General features: G+C 72.1%; 8 protein-coding genes and 1 pseudogene. 5 read left to right on the top strand and 4 right to left on the bottom strand.

The window, feature by feature from the left end:
• Positions 1–602: 602 nt before the first annotated feature.
• The 4 genes from ABZY20_RS10105 to ngcE all read right to left on the bottom strand — a co-directional run bounded on the left by ABZY20_RS10105 (position 603) and on the right by ngcE (position 5,641).
• Positions 603–2,189, bottom strand: a complete 1,587-nt coding sequence (locus tag ABZY20_RS10105; RefSeq protein ID WP_356439282.1) for an alpha/beta hydrolase — start codon at positions 2,187–2,189, stop codon at positions 603–605.
• Between the two features lie 105 nt (positions 2,190–2,294).
• On the bottom strand, positions 2,295–3,218 hold the full coding sequence (locus ABZY20_RS10110; protein ID WP_356439285.1) for a carbohydrate ABC transporter permease: 924 nt from the start codon (positions 3,216–3,218) through the stop codon (positions 2,295–2,297).
• Positions 3,218–4,144, bottom strand: coding sequence for a sugar ABC transporter permease (locus tag ABZY20_RS10115; RefSeq protein WP_356439286.1), 927 nt, complete (start codon positions 4,142–4,144; stop codon positions 3,218–3,220). The genes ABZY20_RS10110 and ABZY20_RS10115 overlap by 1 nt, the downstream gene beginning before the upstream one ends.
• 42 nt (positions 4,145–4,186) lie before the next feature.
• Positions 4,187–5,641 carry an N-acetylglucosamine/diacetylchitobiose ABC transporter substrate-binding protein gene (ngcE, locus tag ABZY20_RS10120; protein ID WP_356439288.1) on the bottom strand — a complete coding sequence of 485 codons (1,455 nt, stop codon included), beginning with the start codon at positions 5,639–5,641 and terminating at the stop codon, positions 4,187–4,189.
• A gap of 368 nt (positions 5,642–6,009) precedes the next feature.
• Here ngcE and ABZY20_RS10125 point away from each other — a divergent pair, with 368 nt between their 5' ends.
• The 5 genes and pseudogenes from ABZY20_RS10125 to ABZY20_RS10145 all read left to right on the top strand — a co-directional run bounded on the left by ABZY20_RS10125 (position 6,010) and on the right by ABZY20_RS10145 (position 16,799).
• Positions 6,010–9,807, top strand: coding sequence for a GH92 family glycosyl hydrolase (locus ABZY20_RS10125; RefSeq protein WP_356439290.1), 3,798 nt, complete (start codon positions 6,010–6,012; stop codon positions 9,805–9,807).
• 1,028 nt (positions 9,808–10,835) lie between these two features.
• Positions 10,836–13,142, top strand: a pseudogene (locus ABZY20_RS10130) (SpoIIE family protein phosphatase); the annotation flags it as partial.
• Positions 13,143–13,651: 509 nt separating this feature from the next.
• Positions 13,652–14,734 carry a substrate-binding domain-containing protein gene (locus ABZY20_RS10135; protein ID WP_356439293.1) on the top strand — a complete coding sequence of 361 codons (1,083 nt, stop codon included), beginning with the start codon at positions 13,652–13,654 and terminating at the stop codon, positions 14,732–14,734.
• A 14-nt stretch (positions 14,735–14,748) separates the two neighbouring features.
• Complete coding sequence (locus ABZY20_RS10140; RefSeq protein WP_356439295.1) at positions 14,749–15,528, top strand: ATP-binding cassette domain-containing protein; 780 nt, start codon at positions 14,749–14,751, stop codon at positions 15,526–15,528.
• Positions 15,519–16,799 carry a sugar ABC transporter permease gene (locus ABZY20_RS10145; protein ID WP_356439296.1) on the top strand — a complete coding sequence of 427 codons (1,281 nt, stop codon included), beginning with the start codon at positions 15,519–15,521 and terminating at the stop codon, positions 16,797–16,799. The genes ABZY20_RS10140 and ABZY20_RS10145 overlap by 10 nt, the downstream gene beginning before the upstream one ends.
• Positions 16,800–16,831: the final 32 nt, after the last annotated feature.

Genomic DNA, 16,831 nt, shown 5'->3' on the forward strand with positions numbered 1-16,831 from the left:
AGCGGTCCGTTGGCCCGTCGGGGCCACGGGCGGGGACCCGGGCCACCCCTGGGGAGCAACCCGGGCCGGCCCACCGGGCGGGCGCACGGGCGCTGAGCCGGCTCGGCGCGGCGGCGGAGCGGCGGGGCACCGCGGGGCTGCTTCGCCGGGTCACTTCCCGGCGAGGGCCTCGAAGAGCCGGATGTCCTGCCGGGAGACGGCGCCCCGGGGGTAACAGCGCGCCACCGATCCGGCCCACCGGGCGCACGGGTGCACAGCTGGCTCGGCGGGGCGGCGGGCGGGGACCCGGGCCACCCCTGGGGAGCAACCCGGGCCGGGCCGGCCGGGCCGCAAGGCACCGCGGCGCGGCTTCGCCGGTTCACTTCTCGGCGGGGGCCGCGAAGAGCCGGATGTCCTGCCGGGAGACGGCGCCCCGGGGCGTCAGCGCGCCACCGGTCCGGCCCACCGGGCGCACGAGGGCGCAGCCGGCTCGGCGGGGCGGCCAGGGCCACGGGCGGGGACCCGGGCCACCCCTGGGGAGCAACCCGGTCCGGCCCGCCGGGCGTACCGGCGCTCAGCCGGCCCGGCCGGGGCGGAAGGCACCGCGGCGCGGCTTCGCCGGGTCACTTCCCGGCGGGGGCCGCGAAGGGCGGGGTGTCCTGCCGACAGACGGCGCCCCGGGGTGGCAGCGCACCGGTGAGGAAGTAGCGGACCTCGTGCCGGGCGGCGCAGGCGCTCGGGTTGAGCAGCGTGGTGTGGCCGTGGCCGCGGACGGTGAGCAGGCGGGCGTTGCCCAGGTGCCGGGTGGCCGCCACCGCGGCCCGGTGGGGGGTCGCCGGGTCGTGGGTGGTGTTGACGGTGAGGACGGGGACGGCGGAGCGGTTCCACGGACCCGTGTAGGGGTCGGCCGCCCGCGCGGGCCAGGTGGCGCACGGTTCGGGCAGCCAGGCCCAGTACCGCCCGACGTCGCCCGACCGGGCCCGGGCGTACCGCTCGAAGTGGTGGTAGCGCCGTGGATCGCGTGGGACGGGGCTCTCCGAGCACTCCACGGCGTAGGCCGGTTCCACCTCCGGGTACGCCGGTTCCCCGTCGCCCTCCGGGGGCGCCGGAGCCCGGAGCGCCCCGGTGGCGCCGGTGGCGCCGCGGAGGGACGGCGTGCCGCCCTCCCACAGGTCCTGCAGGTCCTCGGCGAGTTCGGTCCACCCCGGGTCGACGACGTAGAGCCCGTTGACGACGGCCCCCACGGTGGCCGCGTAGGTCGCCTCCCCCTGGGGGCGCTCGCGCAGGCGACGCAGCAGCCGTTCGAACTTGTCGCGGGTGGCCCGCGGGGAGCCGGCCGAGAAGGCGCAGCGGTCGGCTGTCGTACGGCCGCACAGGGCGAGGAAGCGGGACAGGGTCCGGGCCGACCCGAGGTCGGCTCCCTGCCGCAGTTCGGTGGGCAGGGCGGGACGCATCCGCACCCACCGGACCGGATCGACGTTGCCGTCCAGGACCATGGCGCGGACCCGGTCAGGGAAGAGGCCGGCGTAGGTCGCGCCGAGGAACGTGCCGTAGGAGACGCCCAGATAGCTGAGCCTGCGGTCGCCCACCGCCCGGCGCAGCAGGTCCAGGTCGCGGGCGGTGTCGGCGGTGGAGACGTGCCGCAGCAGCGCCGGGACGCGCTGCTCGCAGAGCCGGCCCAGCTCGGCGAAGGCGCGGATCCAGTTCCCGCGTTCGCGGGCGCCGGCGGGGAAGCCGTCCGGCACCCGCTCGGCCCAGGCCGCGAACTCCTCCGCGGAGCGGAAGCACCTGACGGCCGTCGAGCGCCCGACGCCGCGGGGGTCCCAGCTGACGATGTCGAACCGCTCGCGCAGCGCGCGCGGGAGGAGTTCGTACGCCACCGGCAGCGCCGCCGTCCCGGCGGCCGCGTTGCCGGGGCCGCCGGGGTTGAAGAACAGCGAACCGACGCGTCGGCCCGGGTCGGTGGCCGGTCGTTTGATGACGGCCAGTTCGATCGTGCGCCCGCCGGGGCGCCGATGGTCGAGCGGGACGGCGGCCGTCGCGCAGGAGAAGCCCGGCGCGTCCGGGCAGGGGCCCCAGTCCAGCGCGGGGACGGCGGCCGGGGCGGTCCGACCGCCGGCCGCTGCCGGGGTGGAGGCGGGCAGGGCGCAGGCCACGGCCGCTGCCACGGCGATGCCCTTCCACCACGGGCCCGTTCGGCGAGCTGACATGCGTGATCCTTCCGGGATGACCGGCTCTCGGGCACTGTGCCCTCACACGCAGCCTGCAGAAGGCGGACCGGGGGTGCTCGCGAGACTGACCCGTCCGGGCGGCGGCTACTTCAGCGCGCCCGCCGTCAGCCCCTGGACCACCTGCCGCTGGAAGACGATGTACGCGGCGAGCACCGGCAGCATCGCCATCACCAGCCCCGCGAACAGGCCCGACCAGTCGCCCTTGTACCCCTGGCTCACCGCCAGCTGCACCAGCCCCTGGGTGAGGACGCGCTTGTCCGGGTCGGTGTTCAGCACCGTCGGCAGCATGTACTGGTTCCACTGCCCCAGGAAGTTGAAGATGCCGACGCTGATCAGGCCGGGCTTGGCCATGGGCAGCATGATCTGGAAGAACGTGCGGCTGTGGGACGCCCCGTCCACGAACGCCGCCTCCGCCACCGAGGTCGGCAGGGTGCGGAAGAACGCCGTGAGGAAGAAGACCGTGAACGGCAGCGAGTAGGCGATGTAGACCAGGATCAGGCCGTGGATGGTGTTCAGCAGGCCCATGTTGTTCACGACGTAGAACAGCGGGACCAGCGCGAGCATGATCGGGAAGCTCATGCCGCCGATGAACAGGTAGTAGATGAAGCGGTTGCCGGGGAAGTCGAAGCGGGCCAGGACGTAGGCCGCCATGGAGCCGAGGACGAGCGTGCCGACGAGCGAACCGCCCACCACCAGGACGGTGTTGAGGAAGTAGTCGCTCATGTTGGCCTGGGTCCACGCCCGCGACCAGTTGTCGAAGTGCAGCGAGTCCGGCAGGGACCAGGGCGAGCTGAAGATGGAGCGGTCGTCCTTGAAGGACGTCATGACCGCCCAGAGCAGCGGCATGACCACCATGATCGCCCAGATGACGAGGACGCCGTGGGAGAAGACGTTGAGGACGGTGCCCTCTTTCTTCTCCTTGCGCGGCGGGGCCGGCGGCAGGTCCTCCTTGGTGAGGACCGGGCCGGACCCGGCCGGGAGCGGAGCGGGGGTTTCGGTGGTCTTCATCAGTACTCCAGCCGCTCGCGACGGCCCAGCCGCATCACCACGGCGGCGAAGGCCAGCGTGACGACGAGCAGGGCGACACCGATGGTGGTGGCGTAGGCGGCCTGCCCGTCCCGGAACGCCTTCTGGTAGACGTACAGGACCATGACGGTGGTCGAGTAGTCGGGGCCGCCCGGCCCGGTCGTCATGATCTGCACGACCGCGAACGACTCGGCGCCCAGGGCGAGGATGCCCATGTAGACCCAGCCGGACTGCACGGTGTCCCACAGCAGGGGCAGGGTGATGCGGAAGAACGTGGTGATGCGGTTCGCGCCGTCCAGCAGGGCCGCCTCGTACATCTCCCCCGGGATGGAGGCCATGCCGGCGGAGAAGAGGACGACGAAGAAGCCGACCGTGGACCAGACGAGGACCGCCATCACGGCCCACAGCGCCAGGTCCGGGTCGCCCAGCCACAGCGGCTGGACGCCGTCCAGGCCGATGCCGCGCAGCATCGAGTTGATCGCGCCGCTGTCCGGGTTGTACGCGAACGCGAACAGCAGCGCGACGATGGCGATCGAGAGGACCTGCGGGAAGAAGTAGACGATTTTGTAGAACCCGGAGCCGCGGACGCCGGTGACGACCGGGCCGTTCCTTCTCTTTCTGCCGCCCACGTTGATCATGAAGGCGAAGAACAGGGCGAGGCCGATCGTCACCACCGGCAGCAGGAGGGCGAACAGCAGGCTGTGCTGCAACGACTTCCAGAAGATCTCGTCGTCGAGCATCCGGCTGTAGTTGCCGAAACCGACCATCTTGAATTCGGGGCTCAGGCCGGTCCAGTCCGTGAACGAGTAATAGATGGACTGGATGAACGGCCAGACCACGAAGAGCGCGTACAGTCCCAGGGGCAGCGCGAGGAAGCCCACGATGAACCGGTACTTGCCGTGCTGCATCGCCACTCCGGTGCCGTTGCGGAAATTGGGTTTCCGGTGCCGTTACTGGTGCTTGTAGTGCTTGATGGAGTCGTCGTTTGCGGCCTCGTCGGCGAAGCCCTGGATCTTCTTGATGGCCTCGGCCGGGGTGAGGCGGCCGGCCATCATCTCGCCCAGGCCGGACACGCCGATCTTCTCCTTCTGCAACTGCACGTACCAGTCCTGCAGACGGGGGTTCACCACGTTCTCGCCGGCCTTCTCCAGTGCCGCGACACCCGACTTGAGACCGGGGGTGAGGGGGATGCCGTCGGTGCCGCCGTTGTACGCGGTCAGCGACTTCACCTTGCTGGTGAAGTTCTTCGAGGACGCCTCGCTGAGCATGATGCGCAGCTGCTCCATGCCGCCGGGGGCGTTCTTCGCCTTGGCCGGGACGATGAAGGGCTCGCCTCCGGAGGCCCAGATGGTGCCGAACGGCATCTTGTCGGAGGAGTCGAGTCCGGTGGGTGCGGAGACGGCCAGGCCGAAGTCCTCGGGGATGACGTTCGCCGACTCGTTCTCCACCCAGGAGCCGTTCGGGAGGAACAGCGCCTTGCCCTCGGCCCAGGCGGTCTGCGACTGGATGTGGTCCAGGCCCGGGGTGCCCTTGAGGACGTAGCCCTTCTTGTAGAGCTCGTAGTACGCCTCGAAGCAGTCCTTGACGGCCGGGTGCTTCCAGGCGTTCGGCTCCAGGTTGTCGATGGCGTCGAGGACCTCGCGGCCGCCGACCTTGCCGATCATCGGGTAGAGCGAGAAGGGGATGTAGTACGGGTACTTGCCCGCGTACGTCCAGCCCGCCATGCCCTTCTTCTTGGCCTTGGCGCAGACCGCGAGCATCTGGTCCCAGGTCTCGGGGTACTGCTCGTCGAGCGAGTCCAGCGCCTTCTGCGAGTACCAGACGCCGTACACGGTGTAGGCGTAGTACAGGATCCAGACCTTCTCGCCGTCGAACTGGCCCATCTCGACGATGCCGGGGCGCAGCGTGTCGCGGACCTTCTTGGCCGGGTCGTCGTAGGAGGGCGCGTCCAGCAGCGGGGTGAGGTCGCTGAGCTGGTTCTTGCCGACCAGGACGCCCATGTCCATCTGCTCGGCGCCGGAGTTGTCGATGAGGTCCGGCGGGGTGCCCTGGTTGAAGCGGGGCTGCAGGGTGGACTGGATCTTCTGGGTGGCGGAGAACTTCACCGCGGCCTTGGGGAAGTTCTTCTCGTAGATCTTCACCGCGTCCTCGGCGTACTCCTTGCCGAAGCCGCCGTCGAACAGGACGAACTCCATGCCGGCGGTGTCGTTGACCGCGAGCGGGTTCTTCGCGGTCTTCTTGCCGGCCTTGGCCTTGTCACCGCTGTCGCCGCCGCCGCTGCTCGCGCAGGCGGACAGGAAGCTCATGGTGGGGACGGAGATCAGCCCGAGCGCGGCGGACCTTCTGATCAGATCACGGCGGCCGACACCCTCGGTGCCGGGGTTCTCGGCGGAAGTGGATCCCATGCTCAAGTCCTCGCCTTCTCCAGGACTCAGGCGGTGAACCGGATCCTCGCCGGCACCGCGATCGGGTCAAGCTGGGTCGTGCAGGAAAGTGCGGGTGGTGACGTGCACATCGTGTGAATCGCCCGACAGGTATAGTCCACTTCCCGCCAGCGGAGCAAGATCGAACACAAGGTTGGCCGCGGGTCTTATCCGAGTTGAGACCTCGCGGAAGTATGAGCGGCCTGTGTGTTTCACGCCGGAAAAATCCCGGTCGCCGCGCCCGAATGCCACAGGCAACACCCTTGACACCACCCGGCACTTGAGCAACTACTGGTCCTTGCGCATCGAAGGTGACAACGTTGTCCACTGCGCAGGGAGGGTACCCGTTGATGCAGCGGAAAGCTCGGCACAGATGGGGTTCGGCGGTCGTGTCGGCGACCGCCTTCGCTTTGGCCCTGAGTTCGCAGGGAGTTGCGATCGCACTGCCCCAGGCCCCGGAGAGACCCGATCGGGGGTTCATGTCCTCCTTCGAGGCGGACGACCCGGTTCCGGACTGGCTCAACACCGTCGACACCGGCCCCGACGGCGGCAAGCGCGCCTCCGGGGTCGACGGCGGTTACAGCAGCGGCATACCCGGCAATGTGACCGACCAGGTCACGGACGTCCGGGCCAGCGCGGAGAACACGGGCGGCGGGGAGGTGAAGGAGAACCTCGTCGACGGTGAGCCGAGCACCAAGTGGCTCGCCTTCGAGCCCACCGGCTGGGTGGAGTTCGACCTGGACAAACCAGTCAAACTGGTGCGTTACGCGCTGACGTCGGCCAATGACGCCGCCGAGCGCGATCCCAAGGACTGGACCCTGAAGGGGTCGGCCGACGGCAAGGAGTGGACCACGCTCGACACCCGCTCCGGGGAGTCCTTCCCGGAGCGCTTCCAGACGAAGACCTACGACCTGGCCGAGCCCGCCGAGTACCGGCACTTCCGGCTGGAGGTCACCCGCAACAACGGCGGCGGCATCCTGCAGCTCGCCGACCTCCAGCTGTCCACGGGCGGCAGCGACGGGCCGGTCCCGCAGGACATGCTCTCCCTGGTCGACCGGGGTCCGAGCGGCTCCCCCACCGCCAAGGCGGGCGCCGGGTTCACGGGCAAGCGGGCGCTGCGGTACGCCGGCCGGCACACCGCCGAGGGGCGGGCGTACTCGTACAACAAGGTCTTCGACGTGAACGTGGCCGTCGGCCGGAACACACAGCTGTCGTACCGGATCTTCCCGTCGATGGCCGACGGCGACCTCGACTACGACGCCACGAACGTCTCCGTCGACCTCGCCTTCACCGACGGCACCCACCTGAGCGAGCTGCGCGCCACCGACCAGCACGGCTTCCCGCTGACCCCGCAGGGCCAGGGCGCCTCCAAGATCCTGTACGTCAACCAGTGGAACAACGTGGCCTCGCGGATCGGCTCGGTCGCGGCCGGCAAGACCGTGGACCGGATCCTGGTGGCCTACGACTCCCCCAAGGGCCCGGCGAAGTTCCGGGGCTGGCTGGACGACGTGAGCATCACCTCCGTCGCGCCCGAGCGGCCGAAGGCGCACCTGTCGGACTACGCGGTGACCACCCGCGGCACCCAATCCAGCGGCGGCTTCTCCCGGGGCAACAACTTCCCGGCGACGGCCGTCCCACACGGCTTCAACTTCTGGACGCCGGTGACCAACGCCGGTTCGCTGAGCTGGCTGTACGACTACGCGCGGGCGAACAACGCGGACAATCTGCCGACCATCCAGGCGTTCAGCGCGAGCCACGAGCCGAGCCCCTGGATGGGCGACCGGCAGACCTTCCAGCTGATGCCGTCGGCGGCCGGCGGGACCCCGGAGTACGGGCGGGAGGCACGGGAGCTGGCCTTCCGGCACGAGAACGAGATCGCGCGGCCGTACTACTACGGGGTGCGGTTCGAGAACGGGCTGAAGGCCGAGATGGCGCCGACGGACCACGCGGCGGCGCTGCGCTTCACCTACCCCGGTGACGACGCGAGCGTCCTGTTCGACAACGTCACCGACCAGGCGGGGCTCACGCTCGACAAGGAGAACGGGATCGTCACCGGCTACTCGGACGTGAAGTCCGGGCTGTCGACGGGCGCGACCCGGCTGTTCGTCTACGGCGAGTTCGACAAGCCCGTGACCGAAGGGGACTCGTCCGGCGTCAAGGGCTACCTGCGCTTCGAGGCCGACGACCGGACCGTCACCCTGCGCCTGGCGACCTCGCTGATCAGCGTCGACCAGGCCAAGGACAACCTCCGCCAGGAGATCCCGCAGGACAGGTCGTTCGAGGCGGTGAAGAGGAGCGCCCAGCGGCAGTGGGACCGGCTGCTCGGCAAGGTGGAGGTCGAGGGCGCGACCCCCGACCAGCTCACGACGCTGTACTCCAGCCTGTACCGGCTGTACCTGTACCCGAACTCCGGCTTCGAGAAGGTCGACGGCAAGTACCAGTACGCCTCGCCCTTTTCCCGCATGCCGAACCCGGACACCCCGACGCACACCGGCGCGAAGATCGTCGACGGCAAGGTGTACGTCAACAACGGCTTCTGGGACACCTACCGCACGACCTGGCCCGCCTACTCCTTTCTGACGCCCTCTCAGGCGGGTGAGCTGGTCGACGGGTTCGTGCAGCAGTACAAGGACGGCGGCTGGACGTCGCGCTGGTCCTCCCCCGGCTACGCGGACCTGATGACCGGCACCTCCTCGGACGTGGCGTTCGCGGACGCGTACGTCAAGGGCGTCGGCTTCGACGCGAAGGCGGCCTACGACGCGGCCGTGAAGAACGCGACGGTCGTGCCGCCGAACTCGGGCGTCGGCCGCAAGGGCATGGCCACCTCCCCCTTCCTCGGCTACACGAGCACCGAGACCCACGAGGGCCTGTCCTGGGCGCTGGAGGGCTACCTCAACGACTACGGCATCTCCCGCATGGGACGGAAGCTGTACGAGGAGACCGGTGAGCGGCGCTACAAGGAGGAGTCGGAGTACTTCCTGGACCGGGCCCGCGACTACGTGAACCTCTTCGACGACAAGGCCGGGTTCTTCCAGGGCCGCGACGCGAAGGGCGACTGGCGGGTCGAGTCCGCGACGTACGACCCGCGGGTGTGGGGCCACGACTACACCGAGACCAACGGGTGGGGCTACGCCTTCACCGCCCCGCAGGACAGCCGGGGCCTGGCCAACCTCTACGGCGGGCGCAAGGGCCTCGCCGACAAGCTGGACGAGTACCTGTCCACCCCGGAGACGGCCTCGCCCGAGTTCGTCGGCTCCTACGGCGGTGTCATCCACGAGATGACCGAGGCGCGGGACGTGCGGATGGGCATGTACGGGCACTCCAACCAGGTCGCGCACCACGCCCTGTACATGTACGACGCGGCCGGGCAGCCCTGGAAGACGCAGAAGAACGTCCGCGAGGTGCTGTCCCGGCTGTACACCGGCAGCGAGATCGGGCAGGGCTACCACGGCGACGAGGACAACGGCGAGCAGTCGGCCTGGTACCTGTTCTCCGCGCTCGGCTTCTACCCGCTGGTGATGGGCAGCGGCGAGTACGCGATCGGATCGCCCCTGTTCACGAAGGCGACCGTGCACCTGGAGAACGGGCGCGAGCTGGTGGTGAAGGCGCCGCGCAACAGCGCGAAGAACGTCTACGTGCAGGGGCTGAAGGTCAACGGCCGCACCTGGTCCAAGACCTCGCTGCCGCACTCGGTGGTCGCCAGGGGCGGTGTCCTGGAGTTCGACATGGGCCCGAGGCCGTCGTCGTGGGGCACGGGCAAGGACGCCGCGCCCGTGTCGATCACCCAGGACGACGAGGTGCCGGCACCGCGCGCGGACCTGCTGAAGCGGGAGGGCGCCCTGTTCGACGACACGTCGGCGACGGACGCGACGGTGACGTCCGTGGACCTGCCGGTCGGTGAGGGCGCCGAGGCCGTCCAGTACACCCTGACGTCGTCGGCGGACCGGGCGAAGGCACCGGCCGGCTGGACACTGCAGGGCTCCTCGGACGGTGAGACCTGGCAGACGCTCGACGAGCGCTCCGGGGAGGCCTTCGCCTGGGACCGGCAGACCCGCGCGTTCTCGGTGGAGTCACCGGGTTCGTACGAGAGGTACCGCCTGGTCCTCGACGGTGAGGCGACGCTGGCGGAGGTGCAACTGCTGGGCTGAGCAGTCGGGTTGCAGGCCTCGTGCCGCTTCCCGTGCCCGTCCTGCCCGAGGGTGCCGACCCGGCCTCGCCGCCGCCCGGCACCCTCCGGGCGGTCGGCGGCCGCCGGACCCTGCTCAGGGGATCCGGCCCGCCGGCGGAGACGGCGCACGGGGAGAGGGCCGAGGCCTGCCGGCGGTTCGGGGGCAGGGGGGCGGTAGGCGACGGCGGGACGACGGGGCCCTCCGGGCCCCTTGGAGCGAGGTGCTGCGGTTCGCGGGTCGCCCGCCGCCCGGCGTCCTCTTCGGGGGCGCCTCGCCGCTCAGGCGTTTACAAGTGCGCCGTCCGGCGATAGCTTTCCGCACCAGGCGGGGTGGGAGCGCTCCCACGAACGGCGGACCGGAACCCGCTCTCGACGGACCCCCACCCCGCCCCCACCCGTGCCGGTTCCTCCGGCCCGTCGTGATCCCGGCCAGGCGAGTCCGTCCGCCCCATATGTCGTGGATATCCAGGTGTGCGATTCTGATGTGTGGGTGCCCTGCCGCTCATGCGCGGCGTGGCTCGCCATGACGGCGTGACCCGGCGCCGCCGGCCCCGTGCCCGCGTCGCCGTCGCCTGAGTTCCGGGGACTCCCACCTGCCGGTGGCTTCGGCATGGACGGGAGGTGGATGCGGACATGCCTCATGACGGCGATGCCCGGGCCGCGGTTCCCGGTCTTCGGGCGCCGGGGAACGGGGGCAGCGCTCCGCCTCGTCCGGCGCCGGAGCGTGCCGCGAGGGAGCGGATCCTGGCGTTCGCCGGGGTGACACTGGCGGCGGTGTACGTCCGCAGCGCGGACGGCACGGAACTCAGGGCGGTCGAATCGGCCGGGAGCGAGCCGGAGCTGTGGGGCCTGCCGCGTCACGTGCGGGTGGCGGAGGGATCACCGGGCCTGCCGGAAGGGCTACTCCCGGGTGCGCCGGATCGCGGGCCCGGCGGCACGGGCACGGTGCCCGGCGGCACGGACGCGATGCCCGGCGGCACGGACGCGATGCCCGGCGGCACGGACGCGATGCCCGGCGGCACGGACGCGGTGCCCGGCCGGGGCGCACCCCTCCCCCGCGCGAGCGGTTCCGGCTCCGCCGGGGCGGCGGGTGAGGCGCCGGGCGGCGCGGCCGCTGTCGCCGAGGCGTTCCGGCAGGGGCGGGCGCTGTGGCCGAGGAGCACGGTGCTCACCGGTACGCGGGAGGGCAGGAGCTCCGCACCGCTCGGGGCGTTGCCGCTGGGGGCGGCGGGCGGGTGGCTGGGGTGTCTGGTCGTGGTGGGTGAGGAAGGCGAGGGGTTCGGGGGCGAACAGCGGGAGTTCCTGGAGCGGTACGCCGAGGCGGTCGCCGGGCGGCTGCGCGGCGAGGCCGACCGGTGCGCCCCCTCGCCGCTGCTGGATTCCGCGCTGCGCGCGATGGGCGTAGGCTCGTTCGCCCTGACGCCCGGCACCGGGCTGGTGGAGACGGACCCGGCCCTGCTCGAACTCGTCGGCATCCCGCAGGCCGGGTTCGACGGCAAGACCGACACCCTGCTCTCGTGCAGCGTGCCGGAGGACGTCCCCGCCCTGCTGTCGGTCATCGAACCGTCCCCGCAGACGCCGGGGCGCCGGGAGCTGGAGTTCCGCATCCGCCGGCCCACCGGCGAACTGTGCTGGCTGCGCCTGAGCTGCCGTGTGCTGAAAGGACCCGAGGGCAGCCCGCGGCGGGTGCTGGGCGTGGTCACCGCGGCGCCGGTGCTGCGCCGCGGCGCCAGTGACGTCGCCAGGGTGCAGTGGCTGACGGCCGCGCTCGACGACGCGACGACCGTACGGGACGTCAGCCGTGTCGTGGTCGCCGCGCTGCGCGAGCCGCTGGACGCCGACCGGGTGGCGCTGGCCGAGCTGCTGGAGGACCGGCTGGCGGTGACCGTGCTGGATCCGCCGGGCGCGGACGCCTGGCCGGAGCTGTGGCGCACGGAGTGGCGCTCGGAGTGGCCCGACGCGCCCGTCACCGCCCTGCCCACGCTGCAGGCGGCGCTGCGCGACGGCCGGATGAGCCTGTGGCCGGCGGGCGCCACGCTGGAGCCCGGACTCGCGGGCATCGGCCCCGGCGGCCTCGCGGTGCTGCCGCTGCCGGCGAAGAGCGGGGTGGCCGGGGTGTGCCTGGTGGGCTGGGACGCGCCGCACACCTTCGCCCCCGAGGAGCGGGCCCTGCTGACGGCGACCGCCGGGCTGGTGGGCCAGGCCCTGAAGCGCGCGCACGCCTACGACGCCGAGCAGGAACTGGCGACCATGCTCCAGCGGAGCCTGCTGCCGCGCCGCCTGCCCCGGCTGCCCGGGGGCATCGCCGTGGCCCGTTATCTGCCGGCTCGGCGCGGGCTGCAGGTGGGCGGCGACTGGTACGACGTGATCGCGCTGTCGGAGGCCAAGGTGGCCCTGGTCATCGGGGACGTGCAGGGGCACAGCGCCGGGGCCGCGACGATCATGGGGCAGATGCGTACCGCCGTGCGCGCCTACGCCGTCGAGGGACACCCGCCGGACGTGGTCGTCGCGCACGCCAACCGGCTGCTCGTCGGCATGGAGACCGACCTGTTCGCCACGTGCTGCTACGTCGAGCTGGACATGGAGGAGGGCAACGCGCTGTTCGTGCGGGCCGGGCATCTGGCGCCGCTGGTGCGCCTCCCCGACGGCGGCACCGAGGAGATCGCGGTCGAGGGCGGGCTGCCGCTGGGTGTCCTCGCGGACGCGGAGTTCCCGCTGACGGCGCTCGCGCTGGCCCCGGGCTCGGTGCTCGCGCTGGTGACGGACGGGCTGGTCGAGTCGGCGGACCTGCACCTGGACGAGGGCATGCGGCTGGTCCGGGAGGCGCTCGCCGCGGCCGACCCGTCCGACCCGGGCCGGATGGCCGACAGCCTGCTGGGCGAGGCCGGCCGGCGTGAGGACGACGTGGCGTTGCTGCTGCTGCGCTACGACGGCATGCGGGTGCGGCCGGTGCGGGCCGGCTGGGTGGTGTGGCGGCTGCCGGACGCGGTGATGCACGCCCGCCGGTTCAGCGCGCGCACGCTGCGGTCGTGGAACGTGGTGGACGAGGCCGACACCGTCCTGCTGGTGGTGTCGGAGCTGGTCACCAACGCGCTGGTGCACACACAGGGCGCCGTGCGGCTGGATCTGACCCTGGCGGCGGACCGGCTGAGGGTGACGGTGAGCGACTCCTCACCGCGTGCGCCGGCCAAGCCGGTGGTCGTGGACTGGGAGTCGACGGGCGGCCGGGGCCTGTTCCTCGTCGAGGCGATGTCGGCGGCCTGGGGCTCGGTGCCGGTCGGCGGCGGCAAGCAGGTGTGGAGCGAGATCGTGGTGTCCGCACCGCAGCCGGCCTCGGAGCCCGTCCCCGGCGGGGAGCCGGGCGCCGGGGTCTGGGGTGGGGCGGGGGGCGGGCTCGGGGTCGGGGTCGGGTCAGGAGCCGGGAGCGAGGGCGGGGCGGGGGACGGCGCGAAGGCCGGGGCGAAGGCCGCGGGAGAGACCGGACCAGGCCGCCGGCCCGAGCCCGGGCCGGAACCGGGAGCCGCCTCCGACCGGGGCTGGACGCGCGGCTGGGGCATGGGCCGCGGCCGGGGCCGGAATCGCGACCGTGACCGCGATCGTGCCCGCGACGGGGACCGCGACGGGGACCGCGGCGGTGACCGCGACGGGGACCGCGGCGGGGACACCCGCCACGACGACCACCACGACGGTCCCCCGGACACCCCCCGGCCCCGTGGCTCGGACGCGAGCGAGGGCCGCGGGCGCGGTCGCGGCAGGGAACGGGAGCAGAGCCGTGGCTGGGGTTTCGGCCGGGGCAGGCGCCGCTCCGACGAGGGAGGTCCGCGGTGAACGGACGTGCGTGGCGGACCGCCGTCGCGGTGATGGCGGCCGTACTGACCTGGTCCCTCGCGGCGTGCGCCGGCGACGGCGCGGAGCGCGAGGACGGGCCGACCATCGGTCTGCTGCTGCCGAGCCGCGCGCTGCCCCGCTGGGAGCAGTCCGACAAGCCCATGATCGAGAAGCGGGTGGCGGAGCTGTGCTCCGACTGCACGGTGCTGTACGCCAACGCGGAGAACGACGCGGCGAGCCAGCGGCAGCAGATGGAGACCATGGTCACCCGGGGCGTCGCGGCGATGATCCTGGACGTCGTCGATCCCAAGGCGCTGCGCTCCTCGGTGCGGGCTGCGCATCGGGAGGGCATCCCGGTCATCGCCTACGACCGGCTCGCCGAGGGCCCGATCTCGGGTTTCGTCAGCTTCGACGGCGCCAAGGTCGGCAGGCTCCAGGGCGAGGCGCTGCTGAAGGGGATGGGGGCCCGGGCCGACGGCGGCGGCGTCGTCATGATGAACGGCGACCCGTCCAGCCCCAACGCCGCCTGGTACGAGAACGCGGCCCGGGCGGCCCTCGGGGACCGGGTGCGGATCCTCCGGTCGTACAGCACCCTCGGGTGGCGCGCCGAGAACGCGCACGACCGCATGTCCTCCGCGATCAGCTCCCTCGGGCCGAGCCGGATCGACGGGGTGCTGGCGGCCAACGACGCGATCGCGGCCGGGGTCATCTCCGCGCTGAAGAGCGCCCGGGTCTCGCCGCTGCCGCCGGTCACCGGGCAGGACGCCGACCTGGACGCCGTGCGGCGGATCGTCGAGGGCGAGCAGTACATGACCGTCTACAAGCCGTTCCGGCAGGAGACGAGGGCGGCCGCCGCGATGGCCGTCGCCCTGGCGCGCGGCAACGATCTCGGCTCGCTCGTCACCACCAGCGTGGACAGTCCCACCACCGAGGACGTGCCGTCGATCCTGCTCGACCCGGTCCCGGTCACCCGGGACGACATCGGCCGGACGCTCGTTCGGGACGGCGTCTACACGGTCGACGAGATCTGCACCCCGAGTCTCCGGCCGGACTGCGACCGGATCGGGCTGACCCGGTGAGGAGGGTGATCCCCGTGGCCCGTCCGCCCGTGCTGGCGTTGCGCGGCATCACCAAGCGCTTCGGCGGTGTCCAGGCGCTCGTGGACGTGGATCTGAGGGTCCGCGCCGGTGAGGTGGTGGCCCTGGCGGGCGACAACGGCGCCGGCAAGTCCACGCTGATCAAAGTGATCTCGGGGGTCGGTCCGGCCGACCGCGGCGTCATCGAGTGGGAGGGGCGCCCGGTGCAGATCAAGCGCCCGCACGACGCGCAGGCGCTGGGCATCGCGACCGTGTACCAGGACCTGGCGATGTGCGACAACCTCGACGTGGTCGGCAATCTCTTCCTCGGCCGGGAGATCGACCGGGTGGGCATCCTCGACGAGGTCGAGATGGAGCGCCAGGCCCGCGACCTGATGCGGACCCTGTCCATCCGGATCCCTGACGTGCGGATGCCGGTGGCGGCGCTGTCCGCCGGGCAGCGGCAGGCCGTCGCGATCTCCCGCTCGCTGATGGCCGCGCCCAAGGTCCTGCTGCTCGACGAGCCCACCGCCGCCCTGGGCGTGGAGCAGACCAGCCATCTGCTGGACCTGATCGAAGAGGTGCGCGACCGGGGAATGGCGATCATCCTCATCAGTCACAACATGGGCGACATCAAGGCCGTCGCGGACCGCGTCGCGGTGTTGCGGCTGGGCCGCAACAACGGGCTGTTCGACGTGAGCAGCGTGACCCAGGAGCAGATCATCTCCGCCGTCACGGGGGCCGCTGACAACGCCGTGGCGCACCGGGTGAAGGGCGACGAGGAGGCGTGGCCGTGATCGGGGGCGGCCAGCACCGCGACGGCGGGCCGGCCGGGCCGGTCGCCGCGGAGCCGCGCGGCCGGAGCTGGCAGGACAGCCTGCGCGCGTACGCCGAGGAGGTCCGCGGCAGTGTGCGCGACGGCGGACGCGGGCCGCTGCTGGTGGTCGCCGGGCTGATCGTCATCTGGATCGTCTTCCAGGCGCTGGACGACAAGTTCCTCTCGCCGCGCAACCTGTCCAACCTCAGCGTGGACATCGTGGGGACCGGCCTGGTGGCCGTGGGCATCGTGTTCGTGCTGCTGATCCGGGAGATCGATCTGTCGGTGGGCTCGGTCAGCGGCCTGGCGGGCGCCACGTTCGCCGTGCTGAACGTCAACCACGGGATGCCGGAGTGGCTCGCCGTGGTGGTGGCGGTGGGGGTGGGCATGGCCGTGGGCGCCTTCCACGGGGCCTTCTTCGCCTGGATCGGGGTGCCGGCGTTCGTGGTGACGCTCGCGGGGCTGCTGGTCTGGAACGGCCTGACTCTGTACCTGCTGGGCGCGAGCGGCACGCTCAACATCGACGAGAACGGGCTGGTCGCCTCGCTGACCAGCCGCCACTTCGGTGACGACCTGGCGGCGTACGCGGTCGCGGCGCTCGGCACGGCCGGGTACTTCCTGGCCGCGCGGCGCCGGCAGAGCCGCCACCGGGCCGCCGGGATGCCGCACCGGCCGGAGGCCGTGCTCTGGCTGCGCACCGCGCTGCTCGCGGTGGTGGCCTTCGCCGCGGCCTACACCCTCAACCGGTTCCAGGGGCTGCCGCTGGCCCTGCTGATCTTCCTGGTGGTCCTGGTCGTCTCGGACTACGTGCTGCGCCGCACCCGCTACGGGCGGCGGGTGTACGCGCTCGGCGGCGGGGTGGAGGCGTCGCGGCGCGCGGGCATCGGTGTGGAGCGGGTGCGGATCGCGATGTTCATGGTGTCGGGGACGCTGGCCGCGGTCGGCGGGCTGTTCGTGGCGTCGGGGCTGACCTCCGCGAGCCCGACGACGGCCCGGGCCGCAGGTTCCGGGATGCTGCTGATCAACGCGATCGCCGCGGCCGTCATCGGCGGGACGAGTCTGTTCGGCGGGCGGGGCTCGCCCTGGTCGGTGCTGCTCGGGGTGCTGGTCATCCAGTCGATCGCCTCGGGCATGGGGCTGCTGGGGGTCGAGGACGCCGTGCAGTTCATGATCACCGGTGGGGTGCTGCTGGCCGCCGTGGCGGCCGACGCGCTCTCCAGACGGGCGGTCGCGCGACGGGACAGACCTTGATTCCTGCTTTTTGCGCGTATATGCCTAAAGGA

The sequence above is a fragment of the Streptomyces sp. NPDC006624 genome (genome assembly GCF_040611555.1).
GTDB lineage: Bacteria > Actinomycetota > Actinomycetes > Streptomycetales > Streptomycetaceae > Streptomyces.

Bases quoted from the DNA above. Each gene is read 5' to 3' on its own strand.
- ABZY20_RS10105 (WP_356439282.1), bottom strand. From the start codon at position 2,189: ATGTCAGCTCGCCGAACGGGCCCGTGGTGGAAGGGCATCGCCGTGGCA.
- ABZY20_RS10110 (WP_356439285.1), bottom strand. From the start codon at position 3,218: ATGAAGACCACCGAAACCCCCGCTCCGCTCCCGGCCGGGTCCGGCCCG.
- ABZY20_RS10115 (WP_356439286.1), bottom strand. From the start codon at position 4,144: ATGCAGCACGGCAAGTACCGGTTCATCGTGGGCTTCCTCGCGCTGCCC.
- ngcE (WP_356439288.1), bottom strand. From the start codon at position 5,641: ATGGGATCCACTTCCGCCGAGAACCCCGGCACCGAGGGTGTCGGCCGC.
- ABZY20_RS10125 (WP_356439290.1), top strand. From the start codon at position 6,010: ATGCAGCGGAAAGCTCGGCACAGATGGGGTTCGGCGGTCGTGTCGGCG.